This is a genomic window from Antarcticimicrobium sp., from assembly GCF_029212575.1.
In the GTDB taxonomy this organism is placed as follows: domain Bacteria; phylum Pseudomonadota; class Alphaproteobacteria; order Rhodobacterales; family Rhodobacteraceae; genus Antarcticimicrobium.
On sequence record NZ_JARGPK010000013.1, the window covers coordinates 1 to 23213 of the forward strand.

The window sequence follows — 23213 nt, forward strand, 5'->3', positions numbered from 1 at the left end:
CCTCGCGGGGCTGCCGGTCTATTTCTGTGACCCGCACAGCCCTTGGCAACGCGGCACCAACGAGAACACCAACGGCCTTCTTCGGCAATACTTCCCGAAAGGCACAGATCTGAGCAAACATACACCGGAAGATCTGGAAGCCGTCGCAGTTGCACTGAACGGCAGACCGAGAAAGACGCTCAGTTGGAGGACGCCCACAGAGGCACTGGACGAGTTCATGATAATGGAACAAGATCGTGGTGTTGCGACGACCGGTTGAGACCGCCCTGCGATCCTTGGTCCGAGTTCATGATCTCCGGCTTTCCGAACCGGCGGATCGTCTCATTCAGCGCTTCAAGGCATGGCGCGGTTTCCAGCGACACTGACAGCCGCCAGGCCAGCACCTTCCGGCTGAACCAGTCGAGCACGGCGACCAGGTAGACGAACCCGCGGGCCATGGGAATGTAGGTAATGTCCATCGCCCGGACCTGATTGGGGCGCGTCACGGCCAGCTTGCGCAACAGATAGGGATAGATCTTGTGCCCCGGTGCCGGCTTCGACGTGTTCGGCCTGCGATACAGCGCCTCGATGCCCATGATCTTCATGCAGGTGGCCACATGTAGCCTCCCGGCGGTGAAGCCCTCCTGACGCAGCAGTCCCTTCATCATCCGGCTACCGGCGAACGGATATTCCATGTGCAATTCGTCGATCCGGCGCATCAGCTTGAGGTCCGCGTCGCTGGTCGGGCGCGGTTCATAGTGGAGGCTGCACCGGCTGATCCCCAACAACTCGGCCTGCCGCGACAGGCTCAACTTATGGTTTCGATCCGTCATTTCCTTGCGCTCGGCAACAAACCGGCCTTGTCGAGCGCGCCTTCCAAAAAATCGCTTTCCAGCGCAAGCTGGCCAATCTTGGCATGCAGGGCTTTGACGTCGATCTCCGGCTCTCTCAGGGCTCTCGGCTTGTCGTCGAACACATTCGACACGCCGTCCAGCAGCTGATCCTTCCACTGCTTGATCTGGTTCGGGTGCAGGTCGAACTGTGTCGAAAGCTCGCTCATCGTCCTGTCGCCCTTCAACGCCGCCAATGCGACCTTCGCCTTGAAAGCAGGGCTGTGGTTCCGTCTCGGTCGTCTTGTCATCTTCGCTCCTTCGTCCCGGCGAAGCTGCCGGATCGGAAGCAAGAAATCCACCTAACTCAACTGTTCAGATTTTTCGGGCCACCTCTCCTAGCAGCAGATCGCCGTTGTTGCCCAAAGCTGGCGTGAGACGTGAGGTTCCCTTTTCCCTTGGATGTCAGGCGATGCGGATGATCTCGGTTCAGACCCAAGGCCCCGTCACCCCCATGACAAACTCAGGACCAGTTCAATCTGGAGAAAGAAAAGAACGAAGGCGCTGTTCAGCGCCCAGGCAATGGTCAGCAATCGCGCCAGGTTGCTCCAGAACGGGCCCGCATTGTCGGCCGAGCGCCAGATCGCCACCACGATCCAGACAGTATAGGCCGCACAGACAAGGATCAGACCCTGCTGCAAGGCCACTTGCCCCAGGTCGAGCGCGGTTGCGTACAAAAGCGCAAGGGCAAGGCTCACCACGACACCGTATCCCCAAAAGACGGTGGCCAGCGGCATCCGTCCCTGCCAGGCGCGCCGTTCGGGAGCGACCATCAAAAGCAATGCGGCGCCGAGGCGATCCATCGTCCCTTCTCTGTGCTTGCTGTTCGCAAATCCTGCCACTTTGCGGCGGATAATCAACGGCCATTCGGCAACGGTGGCCGGGAAAGGCGCCAGCGCGCGGTCGCGGCGCGCCTTGGGTGCCCGGCCCCGCCCATCTGCGGCAAAAGGCGCAGGACAGGATGCAAATAGGTAACGACGATACCTATTCGTAGCGTTACACTGTCCCTCAGTTGAATTTCCGGAAGGCTCACGAAACCAGGAGACGCCGTATGGGAACCGGGCCTATCAGACTCTGCCCCCCTGCCGCCGGCTCCGCGCCGGGTGGCAACCCATGGTCGACAGGATGATCCGGGCCGCCTTCACGGGACTGCTGGAAACCCAGGTGCGCAAGCTGCTGCCGGCCAGCTTCGGCATGGTCATGGCAACCGGAATCGTTTCTCTCGCGTCAAGCCAGATCGGCCTGGAACCCCTTGCCTGGCTGTTGTTCGCGATCGCCTGTGTCGCTTACGCGATCCTCTGGATCCTCACGGTTCTGAGGGGTCTGTACTATCCACGAGAGATCTTCCTGGATGTGATCGACCATCTGCGCGGCCCGGGCTTTTTCACCAAGGTTGCGGCCACCGGCATTCTGGGCGGCGAGGCTCTGCTGCTGTTCGAGGCCGAGAAAACCGCCTTTGCCCTGTGGTTTTTTGCCGTCGGCCTGTGGCTCCTGCTCACCTACACGATCTTCACCGCCCTGACCGTGAAAGAGGAAAAGCCCACGCTTGAAACCGGGATCTCCGGCGCCTGGCTGCTGGCGGTGGTCTCGACCCAGTCGATTGCCGTGCTGTCCGCCCTGCTGGCGCCCCATGTCGAGCAGCCGCTGCGCCTCGACCTGAATTTTCTCGCCCTTTCGATGTGGCTCTGGGGGGGTATGCTCTACATCTGGATGATGTCGCTGATCTTCTACCGGTACACGTTCTTCCGGTTCTCGCCCGGCGACCTCTCGCCGCCCTACTGGATCAACATGGGGGCGATGGCGATCTCGACGCTGGCGGGGTCGCTGCTGATCCGCAATACCGCCGACGCCTGGTTCCTGAACTCGATCGCGCCGTTTCTCAAGGGCTTCACCATCTTTTACTGGGCGACGGGAACCTGGTGGATTCCGATGCTGCTGATCCTCGGGGTCTGGCGCCATGTCTACAAACGGTTTCCGTTCCGCTATGATCCGCTCTACTGGGGCGCGGTCTTTCCCATCGGCATGTACGCGGTCGCGACCCATACGATGAGCAGCGCGCTGGATTTCGGGTTTCTCGATCCATTGGCGCGGCTGTTCTCCTACGCCGCCATCGTGGTCTGGACCGTGACGTTCCTCGCCTTCCTGCGCGCCTCTCTGACCCGCCTGGCAGGCCGACGCTGACTCCGGTCACGCCGTCGGGGCCGCCGCACGACAGATGCGGCGGCCCCCTCACTCAGCGGCCTGTTCCGAGGTCAGGCACAGGCCCTCTCAGCGCTCGGACTTGGGGGTCCAGGCGAATTTCTGCATCACCGCGTCTACAGGCGTTCCGGCGACGTGGTTGGTGTAGTTGCTCATCACCTTCTGCGCGAGGCCGAGGATGATATCCAGCACCTGCCGCTCGCCATACCCGGCCGCGTAAAACGCCTCCATCTGCGCCTCGCTCGGGTTGCCGCGGCTGTCCAGCATCGCCAGCGTGAACGTGCGCAGCGCCTCCAGCTTTTCCGTGGGCAACGGCGTCTCGTCGCGCAGCGCGTTCGACAGCTCGTCGCTGACGCCCATCATCTTGGCGATGCCGGTATGCGCCGGAACGCAGTAATGGCAGGCGTGATAGACGTTGATGGTCTGCCAGACGACCGTTTTCTCGTCGGCGTCAAAGGCGGTCTCCTCGGCAAACAGGCGATGCAGCACCTGGTAGCCCTCCAGCAGCGCGGGCGAACCGGCCATCACCGCATGCAGACCGGGCAGACGGCCAAAGGCCTTCTTCGATTTCTCAATCAGCGGCAGCGCGGCCTCCGGGGCATTGGTTTCGTCGAACCGTTCGAACTTGCTCATTGGGCGTCTCGCTTTTTTCTGGGTTTTTTCGTCGATACCGGACATTTGGCCTTTCTTGAACGATTGCTCAAGTAAATTTTGAGTGATCGTTCAAGAAAACCCGCCTCCCCCCTTCAAGCGCGGAAAAATCCGGCCTAATGTACCCGCATGGCCAGAACTGCCTCATATGACCGCGACGCCGCGCTGGATGCCGCCATGGCCCTGTTCTGGGCCAAGGGGTACAACGCCACCTCGCTGAAGGATCTCGAAGCCGCGCTGCAGATGCGCCCGGGCTCGATCTATGCGGCCTTTCGCAACAAGGAGACCCTGTTCAAGGCCGCGCTCGACCGTTACGCTGACCGCACCGCCGAGGAATTGCACAGCCTGATCGACAACGCGCCCTCGCCGCTTTCGGCCCTGCAGGCGCATCTGCGCGGCATGGCCCAGCTCGATCCCTGCGACCGGCCCTCCACCGCCTGCATGATGGTCAAGACCCTGCTGGAACTCCCCCAGGGAACCGGGTTGCGGGACGTGGTCACCACCCATCTCGACCAGATCGAAGGGATCATTGCCGACGCGCTCCACCGCGCCAGATCCCTTGGCGAACTGCCGCCCGAGTGCGACCCGGAGTGCTTGGCCCGGCGTATCCAGACCTATATCTTCGGCCTCAAGATCCAGGCGCAGCGCGAAACCGACTCCGAAAGGATGCGCAGGCTGTGTTCCGACCTGGCGGAGGAAATCGGGGCCCTGCGCCCGAGGTCGTGACGCCCCCCCTATCCGGCGAATGGAGTGACGGCCCCCTCCCCTCTGGACCACCGGGCGCTGAACGCCACCCGACGGCCCTCAGCGGAGTTCCGCCACTGAATTTATCCCATTTGTTTGAAGAGCGCGGGCGTGGTAGTTTAGCTAACTCATTCAAAAGGAGATCCGAGGATGAAACGCCTGCTGACCGCAATGGTCGCAGCCTCTATCGGCATGTCTTCAGTTGCCGCCATTGCACAAACGACACCGCCAGCGCCGCAGACCCCTGCAGCCGACGCGAACGAAACCGTTCAAAATCAGGGATTCAGAGGTGAAGCCGCCGCCGCGGGCGCCGTAGGCGTGCTCGGTCTGGGCCTGATAATGTCCAACAACAACGAAGGCGGGACCACGACGACCACGACGACGACGGGCAATTGACGCGCCCGTTCGTGTAACAGCATCACGCATCGGCATCGTCGCAACACGGTGCCGATGCGCGACCCGGCCTGAAATCTGCGCCCTCCCCCGGCCCTTGTCATCCCTCCCCACACTCCGGCGGCGCATCCCCCGCGCGGCGCAAGGATTGACAGCACCCCCGCCGCGTGAACCACTGGACCCGCGGCCAATGCGCCGGAAAGATCGGGACAGGAGGCACAGAGCATGCATATCGAACCGGGGATCGTCACCGGCGCCAAGCTGGTGCTGGGCTATGCCACCGCCAGCGGCGCGGCGCTCTACACCGCGCGCGCCTGCGTTGAGGCCCTGCGCGCCGGGGGCCCTGCCCCGCTGGCCCTGCGCAGCACAGCCGCCGCCGGGCTGGTCTTTGCCTTTTTCGAACTCTTGCCGCATTACCCGGTCGGCGTGTCGGAGGTGCATCTCATCCTCGGCTCCACCCTGTTCCTGCTGTTCGGGGCGGCGCCCGCCGCGCTCGGGCTGGCGCTGGGGCTCCTGGCGCAGGGGCTGCTCTTCGCCCCCACCGACCTGCCGCAGCTGGGCATGAACCTGACCACGCTGCTGGTGCCGCTCTTCGCGGTCAGGGCGCTGGCCGGGCGGATCATCGCGCCGGGCACCCCTTATGTCGATCTGCGCTATGGCCAGGCGCTGGCGCTCTCCACCGCCTACCAGGGCGGCGTGGTGGCCTGGGTCGCCCTCTGGGCCCTCTGGGGCCAGGGCGCGGGCGCGCTGGGCCCGGTCGTCAGCTTCGGCGGAGCCTACATGCTGGTGGTCCTGATCGAACCGCTGGTTGACCTCGCGGTTCTGACCGGCGCCAAGGCACTGCACGGGCTGCGCGGCAGCGCGCTCATCACGCCGCGCCTTTTCCGCGGCTAACTGCCCAGCGGCGCCGTGCGGTAAAGCTTTACCTTGATCCCGCCATGGGCCACCGGGGCGCCCGGCGGCTTGAACGGCAGCCCGGTCGCCTTGGCCAGCCCGCCCTCGCTGGTCACCAGCCCGACGCGCCAGCCGGCGAACCGCGCCTTCAGCACGCCCCCGAGCGCAGCGTAGAGCCCGTAGAGCAGCTTCTTGTTGCCGATCCGTGCGCCATAAGGCGGGTTGACCATCACCAGCCCGGGCGGCCCCTCGGGGGGCTCCACATCGGCAAACGGCATCCGGGTGAAGCTGCACCACGCAGCGACCCCTGCCCGCTCGGCATTCTCGCCCGCCATCCGCACCGCGCCCGCGTCCCGATCACAGCCGTGGAACACCAGCCCCGGATCGCGTGCCGCGGCGCCCTCGGCCCGCATCGCGGCCCAGGCTCCGGCATCGGTGCCTGCGAACTGCTCGAAGGCAAAGCCGCGCGTGCGCCCCGGCGCCAGCCCGGCGGCAATCTCGGCCGCCTCGATCGCGAAGGTGCCCGAGCCGCACATCGGGTCCAGCACCGTCTCGCCCCCGGAATACCCACATTGCCGCAGGAACATCGCCGCCATGGTCTCGCGCAGCGGCGCCTTGCCCATCGCCTGCTTGTGCCCGCGCTTGTGCAGCGGCGCGCCGGAGGTATCGAGGCTCAGCGTGCACAGGTTGTCGTCGATGCGCAGCATCACCCGCACCGCGCCTTCGTCGGCACCCTCGACCACCGGCGCGCCCAACTCCTCGGAAATCGCACGCGCCACCCGCTGCGCCGCCGCCCCCGCGTGATAGATTTTCGAGGCCTTGCAACTCGCCTCCACCCGCACCGGCACGTCGGCGCGCAGGAAATCTCCCCAGGGAAACCTGCGCGCCCGCTTGTCCAGCTGCGCCAGGTGAAAGGCGCGGAACTCCCCTACCCGCACCAGCACCCGTGTCGCCCCGCGCAGCCACAGGTTGGCCCGCCAGACCTCCGGCCAGCCGCCACGCAGCGCCACCCCGCCCGGCACGATCCGCACCCCGGCAAAGCCCAGCCCCCGCGCCTCGTCACACAGCGCCGGTTCCAGCCCCGGAAGGGACACCAGAAAGATCTCGTATTCATCGCCTGTCTGCATCGCGCCTGATTACCCGGTTCGCCCCCAGCACGCGAGGGGATTATACGCGCAGGCCCCGGTCTTTTTCTGGCCGAAAATACTCCCGCCGGAGGCTCCCGCCCGCAGCACAGACGAGACGCCGCTCAACGATCAGCCCGGGCGCGCCTCACCCCGCCAGCGACGGCAGGTAGAGCACGATCCCCGGGAACGCCACCAGCAGCGCGATGGTCACCCCGTCGGCAATGAAGAACGGCATCACGCCGCGGAACACGTCCTGCACGCTCAGATCCGGCTGAACGCCCGCCACCACGAAACAGTTCAGCCCGATCGGCGGCGTGATCAGACAGAACTCCGCCATCTTCACCACCAATATGCCGAACCAGATCGCGCACATGGTGCCCGACATGCCAAAGGTGCTCTCCGCCGCCGTCACGTATTCGCCGCCGTTCAGCGCCATGACGGCCGGGTAGACCACCGGAAGCGTCAACAGCAGCATGCCGATCGCGTCCATGAACATGCCCAGCACCGCATAGGCCAGCAGGATGCAGACCAGGATCAGCATCGGCGGCAAGGTAAGCGAGGTGATCCAGTCGGAAAACGCCCCTGGCAGGTCGGCAAAGCCGAGAAAGCGCACGTAAATCAGCACCCCCCAGATGATGGTAAAGATCATCACCGCCAGCTTCGCCGTCTCCAGCAACGCCGATTTCAGCTCGCTCCAGCGCATGCCGCGATAAAGCGCCATCAGGAACACCACGAAGGCCCCCAGCGCGCCGCCCTCGGTCGGGGTGCCCCAGGCATCGCCGAACGGGTTGTAGACAAAGAAGATGATGATCACGATGACAAAGACGATCGGCAGCGCCGGCGGCAGCGACACCAGCCGCTCGCGCCAGGTGAACCCGCGCACCGGCGGACCCACCGATTTGAACACCACCGCGATCCCCACGATCAGGATCGCATAGATCACCGCCGAGAAGGCGCCGGGAATGAACCCGGCCAGCAGCAGCTTGCCCACGTCCTGCTCGACGATGATCGCGTAGATCACCAGGATCGCCGACGGCGGGATCATCGAGGCCAGCGTCCCGGCCGCCGCCACCACACCGGCGGCAAAACGCTTGTCATAGCCGATCTGGATCATCTCCGGGATGGCGATGCGGGCAAAGACGGCGGCCGTCGCCACACTGGCCCCCGACACTGCGGCAAACCCGGCGGTGGCGAAGACGGTCGAAACCGCCAGCCCCCCCGGCACCCAGGCGATCCAGCGTTTCGCCGCCTCGAACAGCGCCCGCGTCAGCCCGGCGTAATAGGCCAGATAACCGATCAGGATGAAGGTGGGGATCAGGCTCAGCGCCTGCGAACTTACCTTGGAATGCGGCACCTGCCCGGCGGTCTTGATCGCCACGGTCAGCGCCCAGCCCAGGTGTTCGCTGTCAAAGCCGCGCTTGGACCAGAAGATCAGGATCAGCCCGACCAGCCCGGCCAGGCCGGCGGCAAAGGCCACCCGCATCCCCAACACCACCATCGCCAGCATCCCGGCGGTAACCCAAAGGCCAATCTCGATCGGTTCCATGTACTATCCCCGCCCTTCGAGCTGTTCGGCCTCGGCCGCCGCCTGGCTCGCCGTATCCTGTATCAGCGGCACCGCCGCCGGGTTGTGCAGCCCCAGCAGCAGCGCCCGCCCATAGCCCAGGGCCTGCAGAACCAGCCGCAGGCAAAGCACCGAAAACGCCACCGGCGCCAACAGCTTGGCCGGCCAGATCGGCAGCCCGATATCGATCGAGCTGTCGCGGCTCCACAGCGGCACGCCGAAATCGAAGCTGCGCTGGAAATGCGCCCAACTGCCCCAGACCAGCGCCATCATCAGCACCAGCATCAGCAGCACCGAGACCAGTTCGGCCGCCCAGAGCGCGCGGCCCCGCAACTGCCCGATCAGGATATCCATGCGGATATGCCCGCCATCGCGCTGCACGTATGAGATCCCCATGAAGGCGATCAGCGGCATCACCTGCTCGATCCAGTCGACATAGCCGGGCAAGGGCGCGTTCATAAGGTTGCGCCCCCCGACCGAGATCACCGCCAGCACCATAAGGCTGAACACCGCCAACCCGCTCAGCAGGCCGAGAAACCGCTCCAGCCGCAATAATTGCCGGTCCAGACGGCTCAACAGGCTGCCGTCCTCCCGCACCGGGACATGTCCGGACATGGTTCAGACCCTCACTGTTGGTGGTTGCGCAGGCATTGCAACCGGGCCCCGTTGCGGGGACCCGGCCGGCATCGCAGCGATCAGTTGCCCATGCGGGCCTTTTCGAGGGTGGTCATCACCAGGTCATAGAGCTCCTGCCCCGGCAGGCCCTGGGCCGACATCTCGGCGATCCAGGCCTTGCTGATCGGATCGGCCGCCTTGGCGCGGAACTCGGCCAGCACCTCGTCCGAGATCACCACCTTCTCGACGCCCTTTTCATCCAGCACGTCGTCCCACTTCTTCAGCAGTGCGCCGTAGTTGGCCAGGTAATGTTCGATCGCCTCATCGACCGAACTGTCAAGCGCGGAACGCTCCGCGTCGCTCAGCGCGTCATAGGCATCGATGTTGACCACCACCGGGCAGTTCACCGTGCCGGGGTTCAGGTTCGCAGTCCACCAGTCGGCGCGGTTGATGGTGCCAAAGGACAGATGCGCATGCTGGGCAAAGGCGACGGTATCGACCACGCCCGATTCCATCGCGTTATAGGCCTCTGTCGCGGGCACCGAGGTCGGCACCCCGCCAACCGCCTTGAACGCCTCGCCCAGACCGCCGGTGGCGCGCACGCGCATGCCGTCGAACTCGGCCACCTCGTCGCGCGGCTCGCCGGTGCCCACAAGGTTGTACTGCGGCATCGGCGAGGTCATCAGCAACCGGGCGTTCCACTGTGCCATTTCCTTCTGCACCGCCGGGTTGGCATAGACGGCATGGCTCACCGCCACCTCCTCGGCCAGCGTGTTGACCCCCAGGAACGGCAGTTCCAGCACCGTGATCAGCCGGTTTTTGTCCGGGTGATAGCCGGCGCAGAACTGCGCCATCTCGATCGCCCCGATCGAGATGTTGTCCAGGTTCTCCTTCGGCTTGGACAGCCCGCCGTAGCTGACGTTGATGGTGAATTCACCACCGGTCTTTTCGGCCACCAGCTCCGCGATCTTCTCGACATGTTCGGTAAAGGCCCGCCGCTTGCCCCAGACCGAGGCGTTCCACTCGGTCGCGGCGGCCTCGCCGACAAAGGCCAGGCTGATTGCGGCAGTGGCGGCGCCACACATAAATCTCTTCATAACTCTCTCCCATGCTTGCGGTCAGTTTTCCAAACCGCTTGCCGGAAAGCTAGCTTCAACGCCGCCCGCTGCCAACCCCGCCCGGGGTCCGATCGCCGCCTTTTGGGCCGCGAGTCGGGGGCGCATCCGATCGGGATTTTCGGTATGCAATTGCATGCCGAAACAAAATGTCACACCGCCCGCCCCCCGCGCAACAGCCCGAAACCATGGCAACGCCCCGCCACCGCGCCGCCGTGCCTTCGCCACCCTGATCAAAGGTTGACAGTCAACCCTTTGCAATGGAAAACGTTTTTTCCTGATTGCTACATCGGATTTACTGATCTGGGCGGAAATTCGAAATTGATTTACAAGCAAATCGTTTCTTTTCGGTAAGTTATTCACTTATTTTCATGCCCGGATATTATACGCGACGGAGTGGAACCCACCGGCCATGCGTGTTTTAGATTGCGCGTGCCGTCGTACCGAAATCGTCAGAGGGAGGAGCCTGACATGACCAATCCTGCGCAAAGCGAAACCGCGGTTTTCCCGCCCTCGGCCGAAATCACCGCCAAGGCCAACGTCGATGCGACCAAGTACGACGAGATGTACGCCGCATCGGTGGCCGACCCCGACGCGTTCTGGGCCGAGCACGGCAAGCGCATCGACTGGATCAAGCCCTTTACCCAGGTCCGCAACGTCAGCTTCCAGCCCGGCGAGATCAACATCGAATGGTTCGCCGACGGCACCCTGAACGTTGCCGCCAACTGCGTCGACCGTCACCTCGAGACCCGCGGCGATCAGACCGCGATCATTTTCGAGCCCGACGATCCCGACGAGCCTGCCGAACACATCACCTACGCCCAGCTCCACCGCCGCGTCTGCCGGATGGCCAACATCCTCGAGACCCTGGGCGTGCGCAAGGGCGACCGCGTGGTGATCTACCTGCCGATGATCCCCGAGGCCGCCTATGCCATGCTGGCCTGCGCCCGCATCGGCGCCATCCATTCCATTGTCTTCGCCGGCTTCTCGCCCGATGCGCTCTCGGCCCGGATCAACGGCTGCGACGCCAAGGTGCTGATCACCGCTGACCACGCCCCGCGCGGCGGCCGCAAGACGCCGCTGAAATCCAACGCCGACGCGGCGCTGCTGCACTGCAAGGACACGGTGAAATGCCTGGTGGTCAAGCGGACCGGCGATCAGACCACCTGGGTCGACGGCCGCGATTTCGACTATAACGAGATGGTGCTCGAGGCCAACGACTACTCCCGCCCGGTCGAGATGAACGCCGAAGATCCGCTGTTCATCCTCTATACCTCCGGCTCCACTGGTCAGCCCAAGGGCGTCGTGCATACCTCCGGCGGCTATCTGGCCTATGCTGCGATGACGCATGAGATCACCTTCGACTATCACGACGGCGATGTGTTCTGGTGTACCGCCGATGTCGGCTGGGTCACCGGCCACAGCTATATCGTCTACGGACCGCTGGCCAACGGCGCCACCACCCTGATGTTCGAGGGCGTGCCGACCTGGCCCGACGCCAGCCGTTTCTGGCAGGTCTGCGAAAAGCACAAGGTGAACCAGTTCTACACCGCCCCCACCGCGATCCGCGCGCTGATGGGCCAAGGCAAGGCGTTCGTCGAAAAATGCGATCTGTCGTCGCTGCGCATCCTCGGCACCGTGGGTGAGCCGATCAACCCCGAGGCCTGGACCTGGTACAACGATGTCGTCGGCAAGGGCAGATGCCCGATCGTCGATACCTGGTGGCAGACCGAGACCGGCGGCCACCTGCTGACCCCGCTGCCCGGCGCCCATGCGACCAAGCCGGGTGCCGCGATGAAACCCTTCTTCGGCGTCCAGCCGGTGGTGCTCGACCCGCAGTCGGGCGAGGAGATCGCCGAGAGCCCGACCGAGGGTGTGCTCTGCCTCAAGGACAGCTGGCCGGGCCAGATGCGCACCATCTGGGGCGATCACGACCGCTTCGAGAAAACCTATTTCTCTGATTACAAGGGCTACTACTTCTCGGGCGACGGCTGCCGCCGCGACGCTGACGGCGATTACTGGATCACCGGCCGCGTCGATGACGTGATCAACGTCTCGGGCCACCGCATGGGCACCGCCGAGGTCGAAAGCGCGCTGGTGGCGCACGCCGCCGTGGCCGAGGCCGCCGTGGTCGGCTACCCGCACGAGATCAAGGGCCAGGGCATCTATTGCTACGTCACCTTGATGAACGACCGCGAGCCGAGCGAGGAACTCCGCAAGGAATTGCGCAGCTGGGTCCGCACCGAGATCGGCCCGATCGCCAGCCCCGACGTGATCCAGTGGGCCCCCGGCCTGCCGAAAACCCGCTCGGGCAAGATCATGCGCCGTATCCTGCGCAAGATCGCGGAGAACGACTTCGGCAGCCTCGGCGACACCTCGACGCTCGCCGATCCTTCGGTGGTCGACGACCTGATCGCCAACCGCGCGGCCAAGTAATGAGGGATTCGATGGACGCCAGCGCCCCCGCGACGACCGCCCCCGCCGTGCTGATCCTGCTGGGGCCTCCGGGCGCCGGCAAGGGCACCCAGGCCCGCATGCTGGAACAGCGCTTCGGCCTGGTGCAGCTCTCCACCGGCGACCTGCTGCGCGCCGCCGTGGCCGCCGGCACCCCGGCGGGCAAGCAGGCCAAGGCAGTGATGGAGGCGGGCGATCTGGTCAGCGACGAGATCGTCATCGCCATCCTGCGCGACCGCATCGCCGAACCCGACTGCGCCAAGGGCGTCATCCTCGACGGCTTCCCGCGCACCACCGTGCAGGCCGAGGCGCTTGACGATCTGCTGGCCGAAACCGGGCAACGGATCAACGCCGCCATCAGCCTTGAGGTGGACGACGCCGCCATGGTCGAGCGGATCTCGGGCCGCTACACCTGCGCCACCTGCGGCGAGGGCTATCACGACAGCTTCAAGACCCCGGCAAAGGCCGGCATCTGCGACAGCTGCGGCGGCAGCGACTTCAATCGCCGCGCCGACGACACCGCCGAAACCGTCGCCAGCCGGCTCGCGGCCTACCACGCCCAGACCGCGCCGCTGATCGCCTATTACGAGGGCAAGGGCGTGCTGCAAAGCATCGACGCCATGGGCGAGATCGACAGCATCGCCGGCGGCATGGCCGGGATCGTCAGCCGCGCCATGTCCTGAGCCACCGGGCCGGCCCCCTGCACCGCGCGGGCCGGACCCCCTGCACCGACCAGGCCATGGACAATCGCGCCACACCGTGGCACGCAGGACCCTTGCGACAGATTGACCCGTGACCAAGGCGCGCGACCAGATGACCGAAACCCGTTTCGTCCCCGGCCCCGACACGGCCCGCGACTATCGCGATGCGCTGGGCTGTTTCGCCACCGGCGTCACCGTGGTCACCACCGCCACCGGGGACGGCCCGCTGGCGATCACGGTCAATTCCTTCGCCTCGGTTTCGCTCGATCCCGCGCTGGTGCTCTGGTGCGCGGCGAAACGCTCGCTGCGCCACGATGCCTTTGCCGCCGCGCCGCGCTATTCCATCCACGTCATGGGCGAGGATCAGCAACCGCTCGCCGCCCGCTTCGCCGGCAGCGGCCATGATTTCTCGGGGCTGGACTGGGCGCCGGACGCAGGCGGCGTGCCGATCCTCTCCGGCTGCCTGGCGCGCTTCGACTGCGCCGCCGAGGCCTGCCAGCCGGGCGGTGACCATTCCATCATCGTCGGCCGCGTCCTGCACGCCATGCACCGCCCCGGCCAGGGGCTGCTCTACAAGCGGGGCCAGTTCGGCGGGTTTCTCGGGCTGGAGTAGATCGAAGCGCCTGACCTGTGTTACCCTTATGGCAACGGCCCGCGCGGCGAGATTCGCCTTAGGATTGCGCGGTCCGGTTCATTGTGTTGATCGGTATTTTGAGGAGACCGCTTATGGCCACCCTGTCTTTTCCTTCCCTCCCTGCGGATTTCCCGGACATTCCCTTCGGTCAATACACGAAAAAACTGTTCAAGGTAGACGGTCCGCTCAGCGCCGATGACAGCCTGATCGAGGCGGCAGCAACCCTGCTCTACTACGCCGGCCCCCCCGACTACGCCAGGGAAACCGTGGTCCTCTCGGTCGAGATCGCCGGCAGCTTCACCTATGGCCCGCTGGCGACCGTCTCAGGCACGGTGACGGGTATCACTATCAGCCTCGACGGCGCCGATGTGGTTACGCTGACCGACGTTACCGCCGATGCATCCGCGGTCTGGGTCGCGATGATGGGGAGCAGCACCCCCCTTGCCACCCTGCTTTCCGGCGATGACACCATCACCGGCACGGCCGGGTTCGACATACTTTCCGGCTATGGCGGTAACGATGTGATCAATGCGTTGGACGGCGGAAGCACCCTCTCGGGAATGGCGGGCAATGATCGGCTCTTCGGAGGCGACGGATTCGACTTTATCAAAGGCGGCGACGGGCGCGACCGGATCGTCGGCGGCGGCAAGGGCGACAGCCTGTTCGGCGGCGACAACCGCGACGTGATCCGCGGCCAGGGCGGGCGCGATTACATCAAAGGCAATAACGGCAACGACCAGCTGATCGGCGGGAATGGCGACGACACCATTTACGGCGGAAACGACGACGATACGATCTCGGGCGGCGCGGGAAACGACGCCATCTATGGCGGAAAAGGCGATGATAGCCTTGGCGGCGGGCTGGGCGACGACGAATTCCTGTTCTCGCGTTTCGGAGTCACCGGCAAGAGCGGCAGCGACATCATCACCGATTTCGAGGTTACCGATAAAATCTATCTGGGCCGGGTAAGCGATGCGGCGGATGTCATTGTCACCCAGATCGGTTCCGACGTTTCCATCGCCATGGCCGATGCCGCGATCGACAGCCTGATCACGGTGCTTGGGGCAACCGCCGCCGAGGTCGAGGCGGCAATCAGCACGTCATCCTGGCTTTACTACTGACTCGGGCGCGGCGGGCCCTGCCACGGGGCCGCCATTCCAACCCGCACCCCCGCACACCCTTGTCTTCCCCGCGAAAGCGGGGACCTCTCAACCCGAACACCAACGCCACTCGATCCACGCCTGCGCGGGGATAACAGCCCGTATCCAGCCGTCCGAGCGCCCCGCGGTTCAGACCACCCCCTGTGCCACCAGCGCCCGCGCCGCGTCGCGGAACGCCGCCGATTGCGCGCTGTCGGGATCGGCAGCCACGACCGGCGTGCCGGCATCCCCGGACAGCCGGATATCCAGGTGCAGCGGAATTTCCGCCAGCAGCGGCACCCCCAGCTTTTCCGCCTCGGCCTTGACCCCGCCATGGCCGAACAGGTGTTCTTCATGACCGCAGTTGGAACAGATATGGGTCGACATGTTCTCGATCATGCCCAGAACCGGGGTCTTGAGCTGGCGGAACATGTCGATCCCCTTGCGCGCGTCCAGCAGCGCCACGTCCTGCGGCGTACAGACCACCACCGCGCCGTCCACCTGGAACTTCTGGCTTAGCGTCAGCTGCACATCGCCGGTCCCCGGCGGCAGGTCGATCAGCAGCACGTCCAGCTCGCCCCAGGCGACCTGGGTCATCATCTGCTGCAAGGCCCCCATCAGCATCGGGCCGCGCCAGACCACCGCCTGCCCCTCCTGCATCATCAGCCCGATCGACATCATGGTGACCCCATGCGCCTGCAACGGGATGATGGTCTTGCCGTCCGGGCTCGCGGGGCGCTTGGTCACCCCCATCATGCGCGGCTGCGAGGGCCCGTAGATGTCGGCATCCAGCAGGCCCACTTTCTTGCCCTCGGCGGCCAGCGCCACGGCGAGGTTGGCCGCCACGGTCGACTTGCCGACGCCGCCCTTGCCCGAGGCGATGGCGACGATGTGCTTGATCCCCGGCACCGCCTGCGGGCCGGCCGGTTTCGGCTTGCCCGCCGATTTCAGATCCGGCGGCGCCTTGTCCGAATGCGCGGTCATCAGGACCGAGGCCTTGGCCACCCCGGGCAGCGCCCGCACCCGTGCCTCGGCCTCGGCGCGCAGCGGCTCCATCGCCGTCGCCTGCTTCGGGTCGATCTCGAAAACGAACCGAACCGTGTCGCCCTCGACCGCCAGCGCGCGCACGATCCCCGCGCTCACGATGTCCTTGCCGCTGCCCGGATCGGTCAGCGTCTTCAGCTCTTCCAGTACCGCCTCGCGCGTGGTCATCTCGCTCGCTCCTTGGTTCGTCTCGTTGCAGATCTTTCTGCCCGAGCCAACACCGCGCCACCAGCCCCCGCGACGCCGCAGGTGGTAAATTTTGAGTCTGACATGTGGCTTTGCACGGGCCCGCCTCGGCGGATTGTACAAAATGGCCCCTAAACTCCCCAATTCGGGGGCTTCGGCTGTCCGCCCGGCGCCGGAACCGTACAAAACGGCCCCCGAACTCCCCGAAACGAGGCTACTCGGCCGCTTCCGCCGCGCCCTGCGCCTCCAGCACCTCGGCGCGCTTCTCGACCTCTTCGACGATATGGTCGACCATCTTGTCGTTGCTCATCTTGTGGCTCGCCTTGCCGGCGAGATAGACCATGCCGGACCCGGCACCGCCGCCGGTGAAACCGACATCGGTCATCAGCGCCTCGCCCGGACCGTTGACCACGCAGCCGATGATGCTCAAGGACATCGGCGTCTTGATGTGCTCCAGTCTTTTTTCAAGGATTTCAACGGTCTTGATCACGTCGAACCCCTGCCGCGCGCAGGACGGGCAAGAGATGATGTTGACCCCGCGATGACGCAGCCCGAGGCTCTTGAGGATCTCATAGCCGACCTTGACCTCTTCCACCGGGTCCGCCGACAGGCTCACCCGCAGGGTGTCGCCGATGCCCATCCACAGCAGGTTGCCCAGCCCGATCGCCGATTTGATCGTCCCCGAGGTCAGCCCGCCCGCCTCGGTGATCCCAAGGTGAATCGGCGCATCCGTCGCCTCGGCAATTCCCTGGTACGCGGCAACCGAGAGGAAGACGTCCGAGGCTTTCACGCTGATCTTGAACTCGTGAAAATCGTTGTCTTGCAACAGCTTGATATGCTCAAGCCCGCTTTCGACCATGGCCTCCGGACAGGGTTCACCGTACTTCTCGAGAAGGTGTTTTTCCAGGCTTCCCGCGTTCACCCCTATCCGCATCGAGCAACCGTGATCGCGCGCCGCGCGGATCACCTCGCGCACGCGGTCCTCGCTGCCGATGTTGCCCGGGTTGATCCGCAGACAGGCCGCCCCCGCCTCGGCCGCCTCGATCCCGCGTTTGTAGTGGAAATGGATGTCGGCCACGATCGGCACCGGGCTTTCGGCGACGATCTCTTTCAGCGCCTTGGCGCTGGCCTCGTCGGGCACCGAGACCCGCACGATATCCGCCCCCGCCTCGGCCGCCGCCTGCACCTGCGCCACGGTTGCCGCGACATCGGTGGTGGGCGTGTTGGTCATGGTCTGCACGGTGATCGGCGCATCGCCCCCCACGGGCACGTTGCCGACCATGATCTGGCGCGACTTGCGGCGATAGATGTTGCGCCACGGGCGCACGGGGTTCAGCGACATGGGGCCTGTCCGTTCGATCCTGTCCGTTACGGGGTAGATAGGCCGCCCGCCGCGCCGGGGCAATGCCCCGTTGACCGCGACGTCACTGATCGGCGGGTTGCGGCTGCGCCTGGGCCACCATGCGCGCAAGGTCGCTGTCCCGCTCCAGGTCAGCGACCTGGTAGCGCGCCGCGATTTCCTCGGTCGAGAGCGGCAGGTTGGAGGTGACCACGCCGCGGTCGCCGACCGGGCCGAAATGCTGACCGTTCAGCGCGAAATAGATCGCCCCGGATTCACCTGCGCGCAGGGTCGGAGGCTCTTCGGTGGCCGGCACCTCGTAGGTCTGACCGCTTTCCATGATGCCTTCGAAAATCACCGTGCCGTCGGCCGCCCGCACCCGCACCCAAGAGGGGCGTACAGCCACCATCATTAGGTTCGGCGCGGCGGTCTCGACCACCTGAGGCACCGCTTCCCCGGTTCGGGACAGGGCCGCCGACGCGGTCTGCACCTGCGGCAGGTCCGGCGAGCGCAGCGTCCCGACGTTGCGCGGATCCAGGGTCGAAATCGGGGCGTCGCGCGCCACCAGAACCGGCACATCTAGCGCCTGCGGGCGATAGAGCCGGTCCAGCGCCTCGGCGCTCGGTTCGCGGAACCCGCCCTCCGGGTCGCGCGTAGCGCCCGGGCGCACGGCACCGGCCAGCGGATCGAGATCCGAAAGCACGACCGGCACCTGTTCGACCGGCGAGACCTGAACCTGCTGCACCTCTTTCAGAACCGTCCAGCCGCCGTATCCGATTCCACCGATCAACGCCAGGAGCACCAGCGACGACCCCAGCGCGCGCGGTTCGATCTGGCTGAACAACCCCTCGCTTTCCGGCACGAACGGGGTGTGGGGAGAGGTGAAGGGATCGCGCGCCGACGGGGAGGGCCTGTCCTGGGCTCGGGGCGGTTTCGCGCCCGAGGCACGCACGGACATGCCATGCGCCACCTCGAAACCGCTTTCCCGGCAAAAGGCGTCATAGGCGTCGTCCGGGTTCAAACTCAGATAGCGCGCGTAAGACCGGACATAGCCCGCGATGAAACCGGGCGTGTCAAAGGCGGTGGGGTCGGTATTCTCGATGGCGGCGATGTAGCTGGCCTTGATCCGCAGCTCCCGCTGCACATCCAGCAACGATTTGCCCATCGTCGCCCGCTCGCCGCGCATAACGTCGCCGAGTCGAAGCTCGAAGTCGTCGAACCCTTTCAGCCCGACAACCTGTTCCACATCGGCGTTGCGCTGCGTCTTGCGCCCAATCATCCCTGCCGTCCCGTGCCCCTGCCGCGTTTTTACCATATGCGCAGGACCATCGCCTCAGATTCGTCCTACGTCTCTTGTTGCGGCAAACCTACCACAGCACAAGCGATTTGCACAGGTTACGGGTGCTAGCCGGCCAGTTCGGCGCGATTCAGCGCACAATGCGACCACAGTTCGTCCATCGCGCGCACCAGCTTGTCCATCTCGTCTGGCCCGTGCACCGGCGACGGCGTGAAACGCAGCCGCTCGGTCCCGCGCGGAACGGTTGGATAGTTGATCGGCTGGACATAGATGCCGTAGTTCTCCAGCAGCATGTCGGACAGCTTCTTGGTGTGCACCGGATCGCCCACGATCACCGGCACGATGTGTGAGCCGTGGTCGATGATCGGCAGGCCCATCGCCTTGAGCCGGGTTTTCAGGATCTTGGCCTGGGTCTGGTGCTGCGCACGCAGCTCATGGTCGCGCTTGAGGTGCGCAACGCTGGCGGCGGCCCCTGCCGCAACAGCCGGCGGCAGCGAGGTGGTAAAGATGAAGCCCGGCGCATAGGAGCGGATGGCGTCGCACATCTTATCCGAGGCGGCGATATAGCCGCCCATCACGCCGAATGCCTTGGCCAGGGTGCCGTTGATGATGTCAAGCCGGTGCATCAGCCGGTCGCGTTCGGCCACGCCGGCGCCGCGCGGGCCATACATGCCCACCGCGTGAACCTCGTCAATATAGGTCAGCGCGCCAAACTCGTCGGCCAGATCGCAGATCGCCTCGACGGGTCCGAAATCGCCGTCCATCGAATACACCGATTCAAAGGCGATCAGCTTGGGCGCCTTGGGATCGTCGGCGGCCAGCAATTCGCGCAGGTGATCCACATCGTTGTGGCGGAAAATGCGCTTGGAGCCCCCGTTGCGGCGCACGCCCTCGATCATCGAGGCATGATTCAGCGCATCGGAATAGATAATCAATCCGGGGAACAGCTTGGGCAGAGTCGAAAGGGTGGCGTCGTTGGCGATATAGGCGCTGGTAAAAACCAGCGCGGCCTCCTTGCCATGCAGATCCGCCAGTTCGGCCTCCAGCCGTTTGTGAAAAACTGTCGTGCCCGAGATGTTGCGGGTACCGCCAGAGCCGGCGCCGGCGGCGTCAAGCGCCTCGTGCATGGCTTCGAGCACGACCGGGTGCTGGCCCATGCCAAGGTAGTCGTTGCCACACCAGACGGTGATGTCCTGTTCGGTGCCGTCGGGACGGGTCCAGACCGCGTGGGGAAAATGACCGTTCTTGCGTTCGATATCGATAAAGGTCCGATACCGGCCCTCGTCATGCAGCCGCGCGATTGCCTCGTCCAGTTTCTCGCTGTAGTTCACCGGCTTTTCCCCCTCTGGCTGGTCTCGAACTGCCCATATGGACAAATTCATAGACTTGCATACTACCTTCTTAAACTAGAATGAATAGAGTTTGCACATCTTTCGATCAACCTGTTACCCCCGGTTAGTTTGTCGCATCCTTGATCTGGATCAACGGTTCGCCTCTGGACAGGGGCACGGGCGTTGATAGGGTCGCCCCGAATTCCACTATAGGAGACATGAGATGTCGCTTGATGCCGTGCTTGCCCGAATTGACGCCGATCTTCCCAAATCCATCGACCGGCTGATGGAGTTGCTGCGGATCCAGTCGATTTCCACCGATCCGGCCTACAAGGCCGAGGTCGATAGCGCGGCCGACTGGCTGGTGGCCGATCTGGCCAGCATCGGCATCGCGGCCGAGAAACGCCCGACCACCGGGCATCCGATGGTGGTGGGCCATGTCGGCGAAGAAAACAGCGATGCGCCGCACCTGCTGTTCTACGGTCACTACGACGTGCAACCGGTGGACCCGCTGGAGTTGTGGAAGACCCCCCCCTTCGAGCCGCAGCTCGAAGACACGCCGGCGGGCAAGGTGATCCGTGGCCGCGGCGCCAGCGACGACAAGGGCCAGCTGATGACTTTTGTCGAGGCCTGCCGCGCCTGGAAGGCGGTGAACGGCACCCTGCCCTGCCGCATCACCTTTTTCTTCGAGGGCGAGGAGGAGAGCGGATCGCCCTCGCTGGTGCCGTTCATGGAGGCCAACGCCGAGGAGCTGCAGGCGGATCTGGCGCTGATCTGCGATACCTCGATGGTGTCGCGCGGGGTGCCCTCGATCGCCTCTCAACTGCGCGGCATGCTCAAGGACGAGTTCACCATCACCGGCCCGCGCATCGACCTGCATTCGGGCCATTACGGCGGACCGGGCCTGAACCCGCTGCGCGAAATGGCGCGCCTTGTCGCCTCGTTCTACGACGAGGACAGTGGCCGCATCGCCGTCGAGGGGTTCTACGAGGGCGTCCACGAGGTGCCCGCAGACCAGCTGCGGCAATGGCAGGGCTGTGGCTTCGACGAGCAGGACTACCTGACCTCGGTCGGCTATTCCGTGCCGCATGGCGAAAAGGGCTATTCCACGCTGGAACAGCAATGGGCGCGGCCGACGCTGGAGGTGAACGGCATGTGGGGCGGCTATACCGGCGCCGGATCCAAGACCGTGATCCCCAGCCAGGCCCATTGCAAGATCACCTGCCGGCTGGTCGGCGACATGGACCCCGACGCGCTGCGCGGCAAGATCCGCAAGCACGTCGAGGAGCGGCTGTCGCCCGACGCGACGGTCGAATGGGACCAGGACCTGGAAGGATCGCCCGCACCGGTGATGAACATCACCCGCCCCGAGTTCGAGGCCGCGCGCGGCGCGCTCAGCGACGAATGGAACCGCGAGGCGGTGTTCACCGGTATGGGCGGGTCGATCCCGGTCGCGGGGTTCTTTAAGTCGGTGCTGGGGCTCGACGCGATGCTGATCGGGTTCGCCAACGACGACGACGCGATCCACAGCCCGAACGAGAAATACGATGTGACCAGCTTTCACAAGGGCATACGCAGCTGGGCGCGGGTGCTGGAGGCGCTGACCAAGTCGGCATAAGGGGCCGCGATTGCAACATTCGGCGCCGGGCGGCTTGCCTGTCCGGCGCCGCCCAACGTGCACCGCGCGGGCGCTGCTGCCGGCCCTGGCCAGCAACAATGCAGCATGGGTCGCCTGCTTAATCCTCAGAAGGTTCGGACATCGCGTCGAAATATGCTTTGACGTTGCGGTATACGCCAAAGGCGAGCGCGGCGCTCAAGGTCACGGCGATCATTTCCCCACCATCTTCGATCACCTGCATCAGCAAGTCGAGGTAAGGTGGCATCACGTTGTGCAACATGTCGGCACCGATACCGCAAAGCGCCAGCAGCACGAAACACAGGAAAAATGGCGCGATCACCCCGCCATCACCGCCCCGGCGCCCGGCCCAGGACCACAGAAAAACCAGCGCCAGGATCACGCCGAGGATGGCCCAGGCAAGCAACTCGCCGTATTCCTGCGGCCCGAGGCCGAATCTATAGGGCAGGTCCAGCGCACGGCCCAGTTTTTCCCCGGCACGCTCGTGATACCGCGCCGAGTCGTCGAACCAGATAGCTCCGTAAAGCACTGTCAGAAACACCAGTGCCCGAGACCGCACCTGAAGGCGCGCGATCAGCAGGAAGAACGCCGCAAGAAAGGCAAGCCCGTGATTGAATTTTTCGGCGACGCTGCTGTCCAGACCGAGATTGAAATTGTGGTGGAGGATATGCGCCACCGCGAATCGGTCGTCCCAGATCCCGGACAGCGAGAAGATCAGGATGATCCCCAGGGTCACACAGAGCAACACGGCGAGAACCTGCCGCACAAGCCGGTCCGCCCGGATGAGAGCCAAAAAGCGGCTCGCTTCTGGTATTGCGCCACGAAATAGCGGCGCCTTGGTGGTACCATGTCGCCAAGACGGATGGACCATAGTTCTCAACCGGAAGAAACGCTGGAAAGAGGCATCCCTGAACTGTCGAACGTGACCACCGGTTGTGTCAAGCCTGACAGGCCCTCCACCGCCCCGAAACCGGACCTCACCCTCCCGATGCGCTGTTCTGCCTGAACAGCGCCCGCCCCGCCTTGGTCACGAGCAGCAGCCAGGGAAGCCCGTGCATGGTGAAATCAAAGATGTCGAGGGGGCGGCTCAGCGTTCCGGCGGCAAGCATCTGCAGCTTCTGCCAGATATGCGGCTCGGGCAGAAACGGGGCCAGGCCCAGCGTGACCGCAAGCAGAAACGCCAGTTCCCACGAGAGCCGGTCGATTAGCGCACCCCTTTTCCCGGTGATCCCCGAATGGAATGTGGCGCGGTTGACGGGGCTCGAACCCGCGACCCCCGGC

22 protein-coding genes and 1 pseudogene are annotated in these 23213 nt (G+C 64.9%); 10 read left to right on the top strand and 13 right to left on the bottom strand.

The window, feature by feature from the left end:
* Positions 1 to 259 (top strand): IS30 family transposase (locus P1U75_RS02155; RefSeq protein WP_300239230.1); only part of this gene is annotated, 259 nt, incomplete at its 5' end.
* Between the two features lie 7 nt (positions 260 to 266).
* Here P1U75_RS02155 and P1U75_RS02160 read toward each other — a convergent pair.
* Positions 267 to 1120: pseudogene (locus tag P1U75_RS02160) on the bottom strand (IS3 family transposase); the annotation flags it as partial.
* A gap of 195 nt (positions 1121 to 1315) precedes the next feature.
* The gene (locus P1U75_RS02165; RefSeq protein WP_300239233.1) at positions 1316 to 1672 is read right to left on the bottom strand and encodes a hypothetical protein; all 357 of its coding nucleotides are present in this window, start codon (positions 1670 to 1672) and stop codon (positions 1316 to 1318) included.
* 310 nt (positions 1673 to 1982) lie between these two features.
* Between P1U75_RS02165 and P1U75_RS02170 the strand changes: the two genes are divergently transcribed.
* A complete protein-coding gene (locus P1U75_RS02170) occupies positions 1983 to 3050 on the top strand; it encodes a tellurite resistance/C4-dicarboxylate transporter family protein (protein ID WP_300239235.1) in 1068 nt (355 codons plus the stop codon).
* 87 nt (positions 3051 to 3137) lie between these two features.
* Here P1U75_RS02170 and P1U75_RS02175 read toward each other — a convergent pair whose 3' ends face one another.
* Entirely contained in the window at positions 3138 to 3701 is a 564-nt protein-coding gene (locus tag P1U75_RS02175; RefSeq protein ID WP_300239238.1) for a carboxymuconolactone decarboxylase family protein, read from the bottom strand.
* 147 nt (positions 3702 to 3848) lie between these two features.
* Here P1U75_RS02175 and P1U75_RS02180 point away from each other — a divergent pair, with 147 nt between their 5' ends.
* From P1U75_RS02180 to P1U75_RS02190, 3 genes are all read left to right on the top strand, one after another.
* Positions 3849 to 4445, top strand: coding sequence for a TetR/AcrR family transcriptional regulator (locus P1U75_RS02180; RefSeq protein ID WP_300239240.1), 597 nt, complete (start codon positions 3849 to 3851; stop codon positions 4443 to 4445).
* A 168-nt stretch (positions 4446 to 4613) separates the two neighbouring features.
* Positions 4614 to 4859: a hypothetical protein gene (locus P1U75_RS02185; RefSeq protein WP_300239242.1), complete on the top strand. Its 246-nt coding sequence runs from the start codon at positions 4614 to 4616 to the stop codon at positions 4857 to 4859.
* Between the two features lie 222 nt (positions 4860 to 5081).
* Positions 5082 to 5750, top strand: a complete 669-nt coding sequence (locus P1U75_RS02190) for an energy-coupling factor ABC transporter permease (protein ID WP_300239244.1) — start codon at positions 5082 to 5084, stop codon at positions 5748 to 5750.
* Here the strand turns inward: P1U75_RS02190 and P1U75_RS02195 are convergent.
* The 4 genes from P1U75_RS02195 to P1U75_RS02210 all read right to left on the bottom strand — a co-directional run bounded on the left by P1U75_RS02195 (position 5747) and on the right by P1U75_RS02210 (position 10153).
* Positions 5747 to 6877, bottom strand: a complete 1131-nt coding sequence (locus tag P1U75_RS02195) for a class I SAM-dependent RNA methyltransferase (RefSeq protein WP_300239247.1) — start codon at positions 6875 to 6877, stop codon at positions 5747 to 5749. The genes P1U75_RS02190 and P1U75_RS02195 overlap by 4 nt on opposite strands.
* Positions 6878 to 7022: 145 nt before the next feature.
* Entirely contained in the window at positions 7023 to 8423 is a 1401-nt protein-coding gene (locus P1U75_RS02200) for a TRAP transporter large permease (protein ID WP_300239249.1), read from the bottom strand.
* Positions 8424 to 8426: 3 nt separating this feature from the next.
* Positions 8427 to 9056, bottom strand: a complete 630-nt coding sequence (locus tag P1U75_RS02205; protein ID WP_300239252.1) for a TRAP transporter small permease — start codon at positions 9054 to 9056, stop codon at positions 8427 to 8429.
* A gap of 80 nt (positions 9057 to 9136) precedes the next feature.
* Positions 9137 to 10153 (bottom strand): C4-dicarboxylate TRAP transporter substrate-binding protein, encoded by a 1017-nt coding sequence (locus P1U75_RS02210; protein WP_300239254.1) that lies wholly within the window; start codon positions 10151 to 10153, stop codon positions 9137 to 9139.
* Between the two features lie 489 nt (positions 10154 to 10642).
* On the opposite strand from P1U75_RS02210, the gene acs reads away from it, so the two are divergent.
* The 4 genes from acs to P1U75_RS02230 all read left to right on the top strand — a co-directional run bounded on the left by acs (position 10643) and on the right by P1U75_RS02230 (position 15081).
* Positions 10643 to 12607, top strand: a complete 1965-nt coding sequence (gene acs, locus P1U75_RS02215) for an acetate--CoA ligase (RefSeq protein WP_300239257.1) — start codon at positions 10643 to 10645, stop codon at positions 12605 to 12607.
* Between the two features lie 11 nt (positions 12608 to 12618).
* The gene (locus P1U75_RS02220) at positions 12619 to 13308 is read left to right on the top strand and encodes an adenylate kinase (RefSeq protein WP_300239259.1); all 690 of its coding nucleotides are present in this window, start codon (positions 12619 to 12621) and stop codon (positions 13306 to 13308) included.
* Between the two features lie 130 nt (positions 13309 to 13438).
* Entirely contained in the window at positions 13439 to 13939 is a 501-nt protein-coding gene (locus tag P1U75_RS02225; RefSeq protein WP_300239276.1) for a flavin reductase family protein, read from the top strand.
* Between the two features lie 113 nt (positions 13940 to 14052).
* On the top strand, positions 14053 to 15081 hold the full coding sequence (locus P1U75_RS02230) for a calcium-binding protein (RefSeq protein WP_300239260.1): 1029 nt from the start codon (positions 14053 to 14055) through the stop codon (positions 15079 to 15081).
* Positions 15082 to 15249: 168 nt separating this feature from the next.
* Here P1U75_RS02230 and apbC read toward each other — a convergent pair whose 3' ends face one another.
* From apbC to hemA, 4 genes are all read right to left on the bottom strand, one after another.
* The gene (apbC, locus tag P1U75_RS02235) at positions 15250 to 16344 is read right to left on the bottom strand and encodes an iron-sulfur cluster carrier protein ApbC (protein WP_300239279.1); all 1095 of its coding nucleotides are present in this window, start codon (positions 16342 to 16344) and stop codon (positions 15250 to 15252) included.
* Positions 16345 to 16543: 199 nt separating this feature from the next.
* Positions 16544 to 17671: a flavodoxin-dependent (E)-4-hydroxy-3-methylbut-2-enyl-diphosphate synthase gene (gene ispG, locus P1U75_RS02240; RefSeq protein ID WP_300239262.1), complete on the bottom strand. Its 1128-nt coding sequence runs from the start codon at positions 17669 to 17671 to the stop codon at positions 16544 to 16546.
* Between the two features lie 82 nt (positions 17672 to 17753).
* Positions 17754 to 18947, bottom strand: a complete 1194-nt coding sequence (locus P1U75_RS02245) for a helix-turn-helix domain-containing protein (protein ID WP_300239264.1) — start codon at positions 18945 to 18947, stop codon at positions 17754 to 17756.
* 125 nt (positions 18948 to 19072) lie between these two features.
* The gene (gene hemA / locus P1U75_RS02250) at positions 19073 to 20296 is read right to left on the bottom strand and encodes a 5-aminolevulinate synthase (RefSeq protein ID WP_300239266.1); all 1224 of its coding nucleotides are present in this window, start codon (positions 20294 to 20296) and stop codon (positions 19073 to 19075) included.
* Between the two features lie 223 nt (positions 20297 to 20519).
* On the opposite strand from hemA, the gene P1U75_RS02255 reads away from it, so the two are divergent.
* Positions 20520 to 21914 (top strand): M20/M25/M40 family metallo-hydrolase, encoded by a 1395-nt coding sequence (locus P1U75_RS02255; RefSeq protein WP_300239268.1) that lies wholly within the window; start codon positions 20520 to 20522, stop codon positions 21912 to 21914.
* A 118-nt stretch (positions 21915 to 22032) separates the two neighbouring features.
* Here the strand turns inward: P1U75_RS02255 and P1U75_RS02260 are convergent, their stop codons facing one another.
* Entirely contained in the window at positions 22033 to 22698 is a 666-nt protein-coding gene (locus P1U75_RS02260; RefSeq protein WP_300239271.1) for a hypothetical protein, read from the bottom strand.
* Between the two features lie 211 nt (positions 22699 to 22909).
* Positions 22910 to 23213 (bottom strand): hypothetical protein (locus P1U75_RS02265; protein ID WP_300239274.1); only part of this gene is annotated, 304 nt, incomplete at its 5' end.

Coding starts and splice junctions, on each gene's coding strand:
- P1U75_RS02170 (WP_300239235.1), top strand. CDS start 1,983: ATGGTCGACAGGATGATCCGGGCCGCCTTCACGGGACTGCTGGAAACC.
- P1U75_RS02175 (WP_300239238.1), bottom strand. CDS start 3,701: ATGAGCAAGTTCGAACGGTTCGACGAAACCAATGCCCCGGAGGCCGCG.
- P1U75_RS02200 (WP_300239249.1), bottom strand. CDS start 8,423: ATGGAACCGATCGAGATTGGCCTTTGGGTTACCGCCGGGATGCTGGCG.
- P1U75_RS02255 (WP_300239268.1), top strand. CDS start 20,520: ATGTCGCTTGATGCCGTGCTTGCCCGAATTGACGCCGATCTTCCCAAA.
- P1U75_RS02165 (WP_300239233.1), bottom strand. CDS start 1,672: ATGGATCGCCTCGGCGCCGCATTGCTTTTGATGGTCGCTCCCGAACGG.
- P1U75_RS02185 (WP_300239242.1), top strand. CDS start 4,614: ATGAAACGCCTGCTGACCGCAATGGTCGCAGCCTCTATCGGCATGTCT.
- P1U75_RS02225 (WP_300239276.1), top strand. CDS start 13,439: ATGACCGAAACCCGTTTCGTCCCCGGCCCCGACACGGCCCGCGACTAT.
- P1U75_RS02210 (WP_300239254.1), bottom strand. CDS start 10,153: ATGAAGAGATTTATGTGTGGCGCCGCCACTGCCGCAATCAGCCTGGCC.
- P1U75_RS02205 (WP_300239252.1), bottom strand. CDS start 9,056: ATGTCCGGACATGTCCCGGTGCGGGAGGACGGCAGCCTGTTGAGCCGT.
- P1U75_RS02195 (WP_300239247.1), bottom strand. CDS start 6,877: ATGCAGACAGGCGATGAATACGAGATCTTTCTGGTGTCCCTTCCGGGG.
- P1U75_RS02245 (WP_300239264.1), bottom strand. CDS start 18,947: ATGATTGGGCGCAAGACGCAGCGCAACGCCGATGTGGAACAGGTTGTC.
- P1U75_RS02180 (WP_300239240.1), top strand. CDS start 3,849: ATGGCCAGAACTGCCTCATATGACCGCGACGCCGCGCTGGATGCCGCC.
- ispG (WP_300239262.1), bottom strand. CDS start 17,671: ATGTCGCTGAACCCCGTGCGCCCGTGGCGCAACATCTATCGCCGCAAG.
- acs (WP_300239257.1), top strand. CDS start 10,643: ATGACCAATCCTGCGCAAAGCGAAACCGCGGTTTTCCCGCCCTCGGCC.
- P1U75_RS02220 (WP_300239259.1), top strand. CDS start 12,619: ATGGACGCCAGCGCCCCCGCGACGACCGCCCCCGCCGTGCTGATCCTG.
- P1U75_RS02230 (WP_300239260.1), top strand. CDS start 14,053: ATGGCCACCCTGTCTTTTCCTTCCCTCCCTGCGGATTTCCCGGACATT.
- P1U75_RS02190 (WP_300239244.1), top strand. CDS start 5,082: ATGCATATCGAACCGGGGATCGTCACCGGCGCCAAGCTGGTGCTGGGC.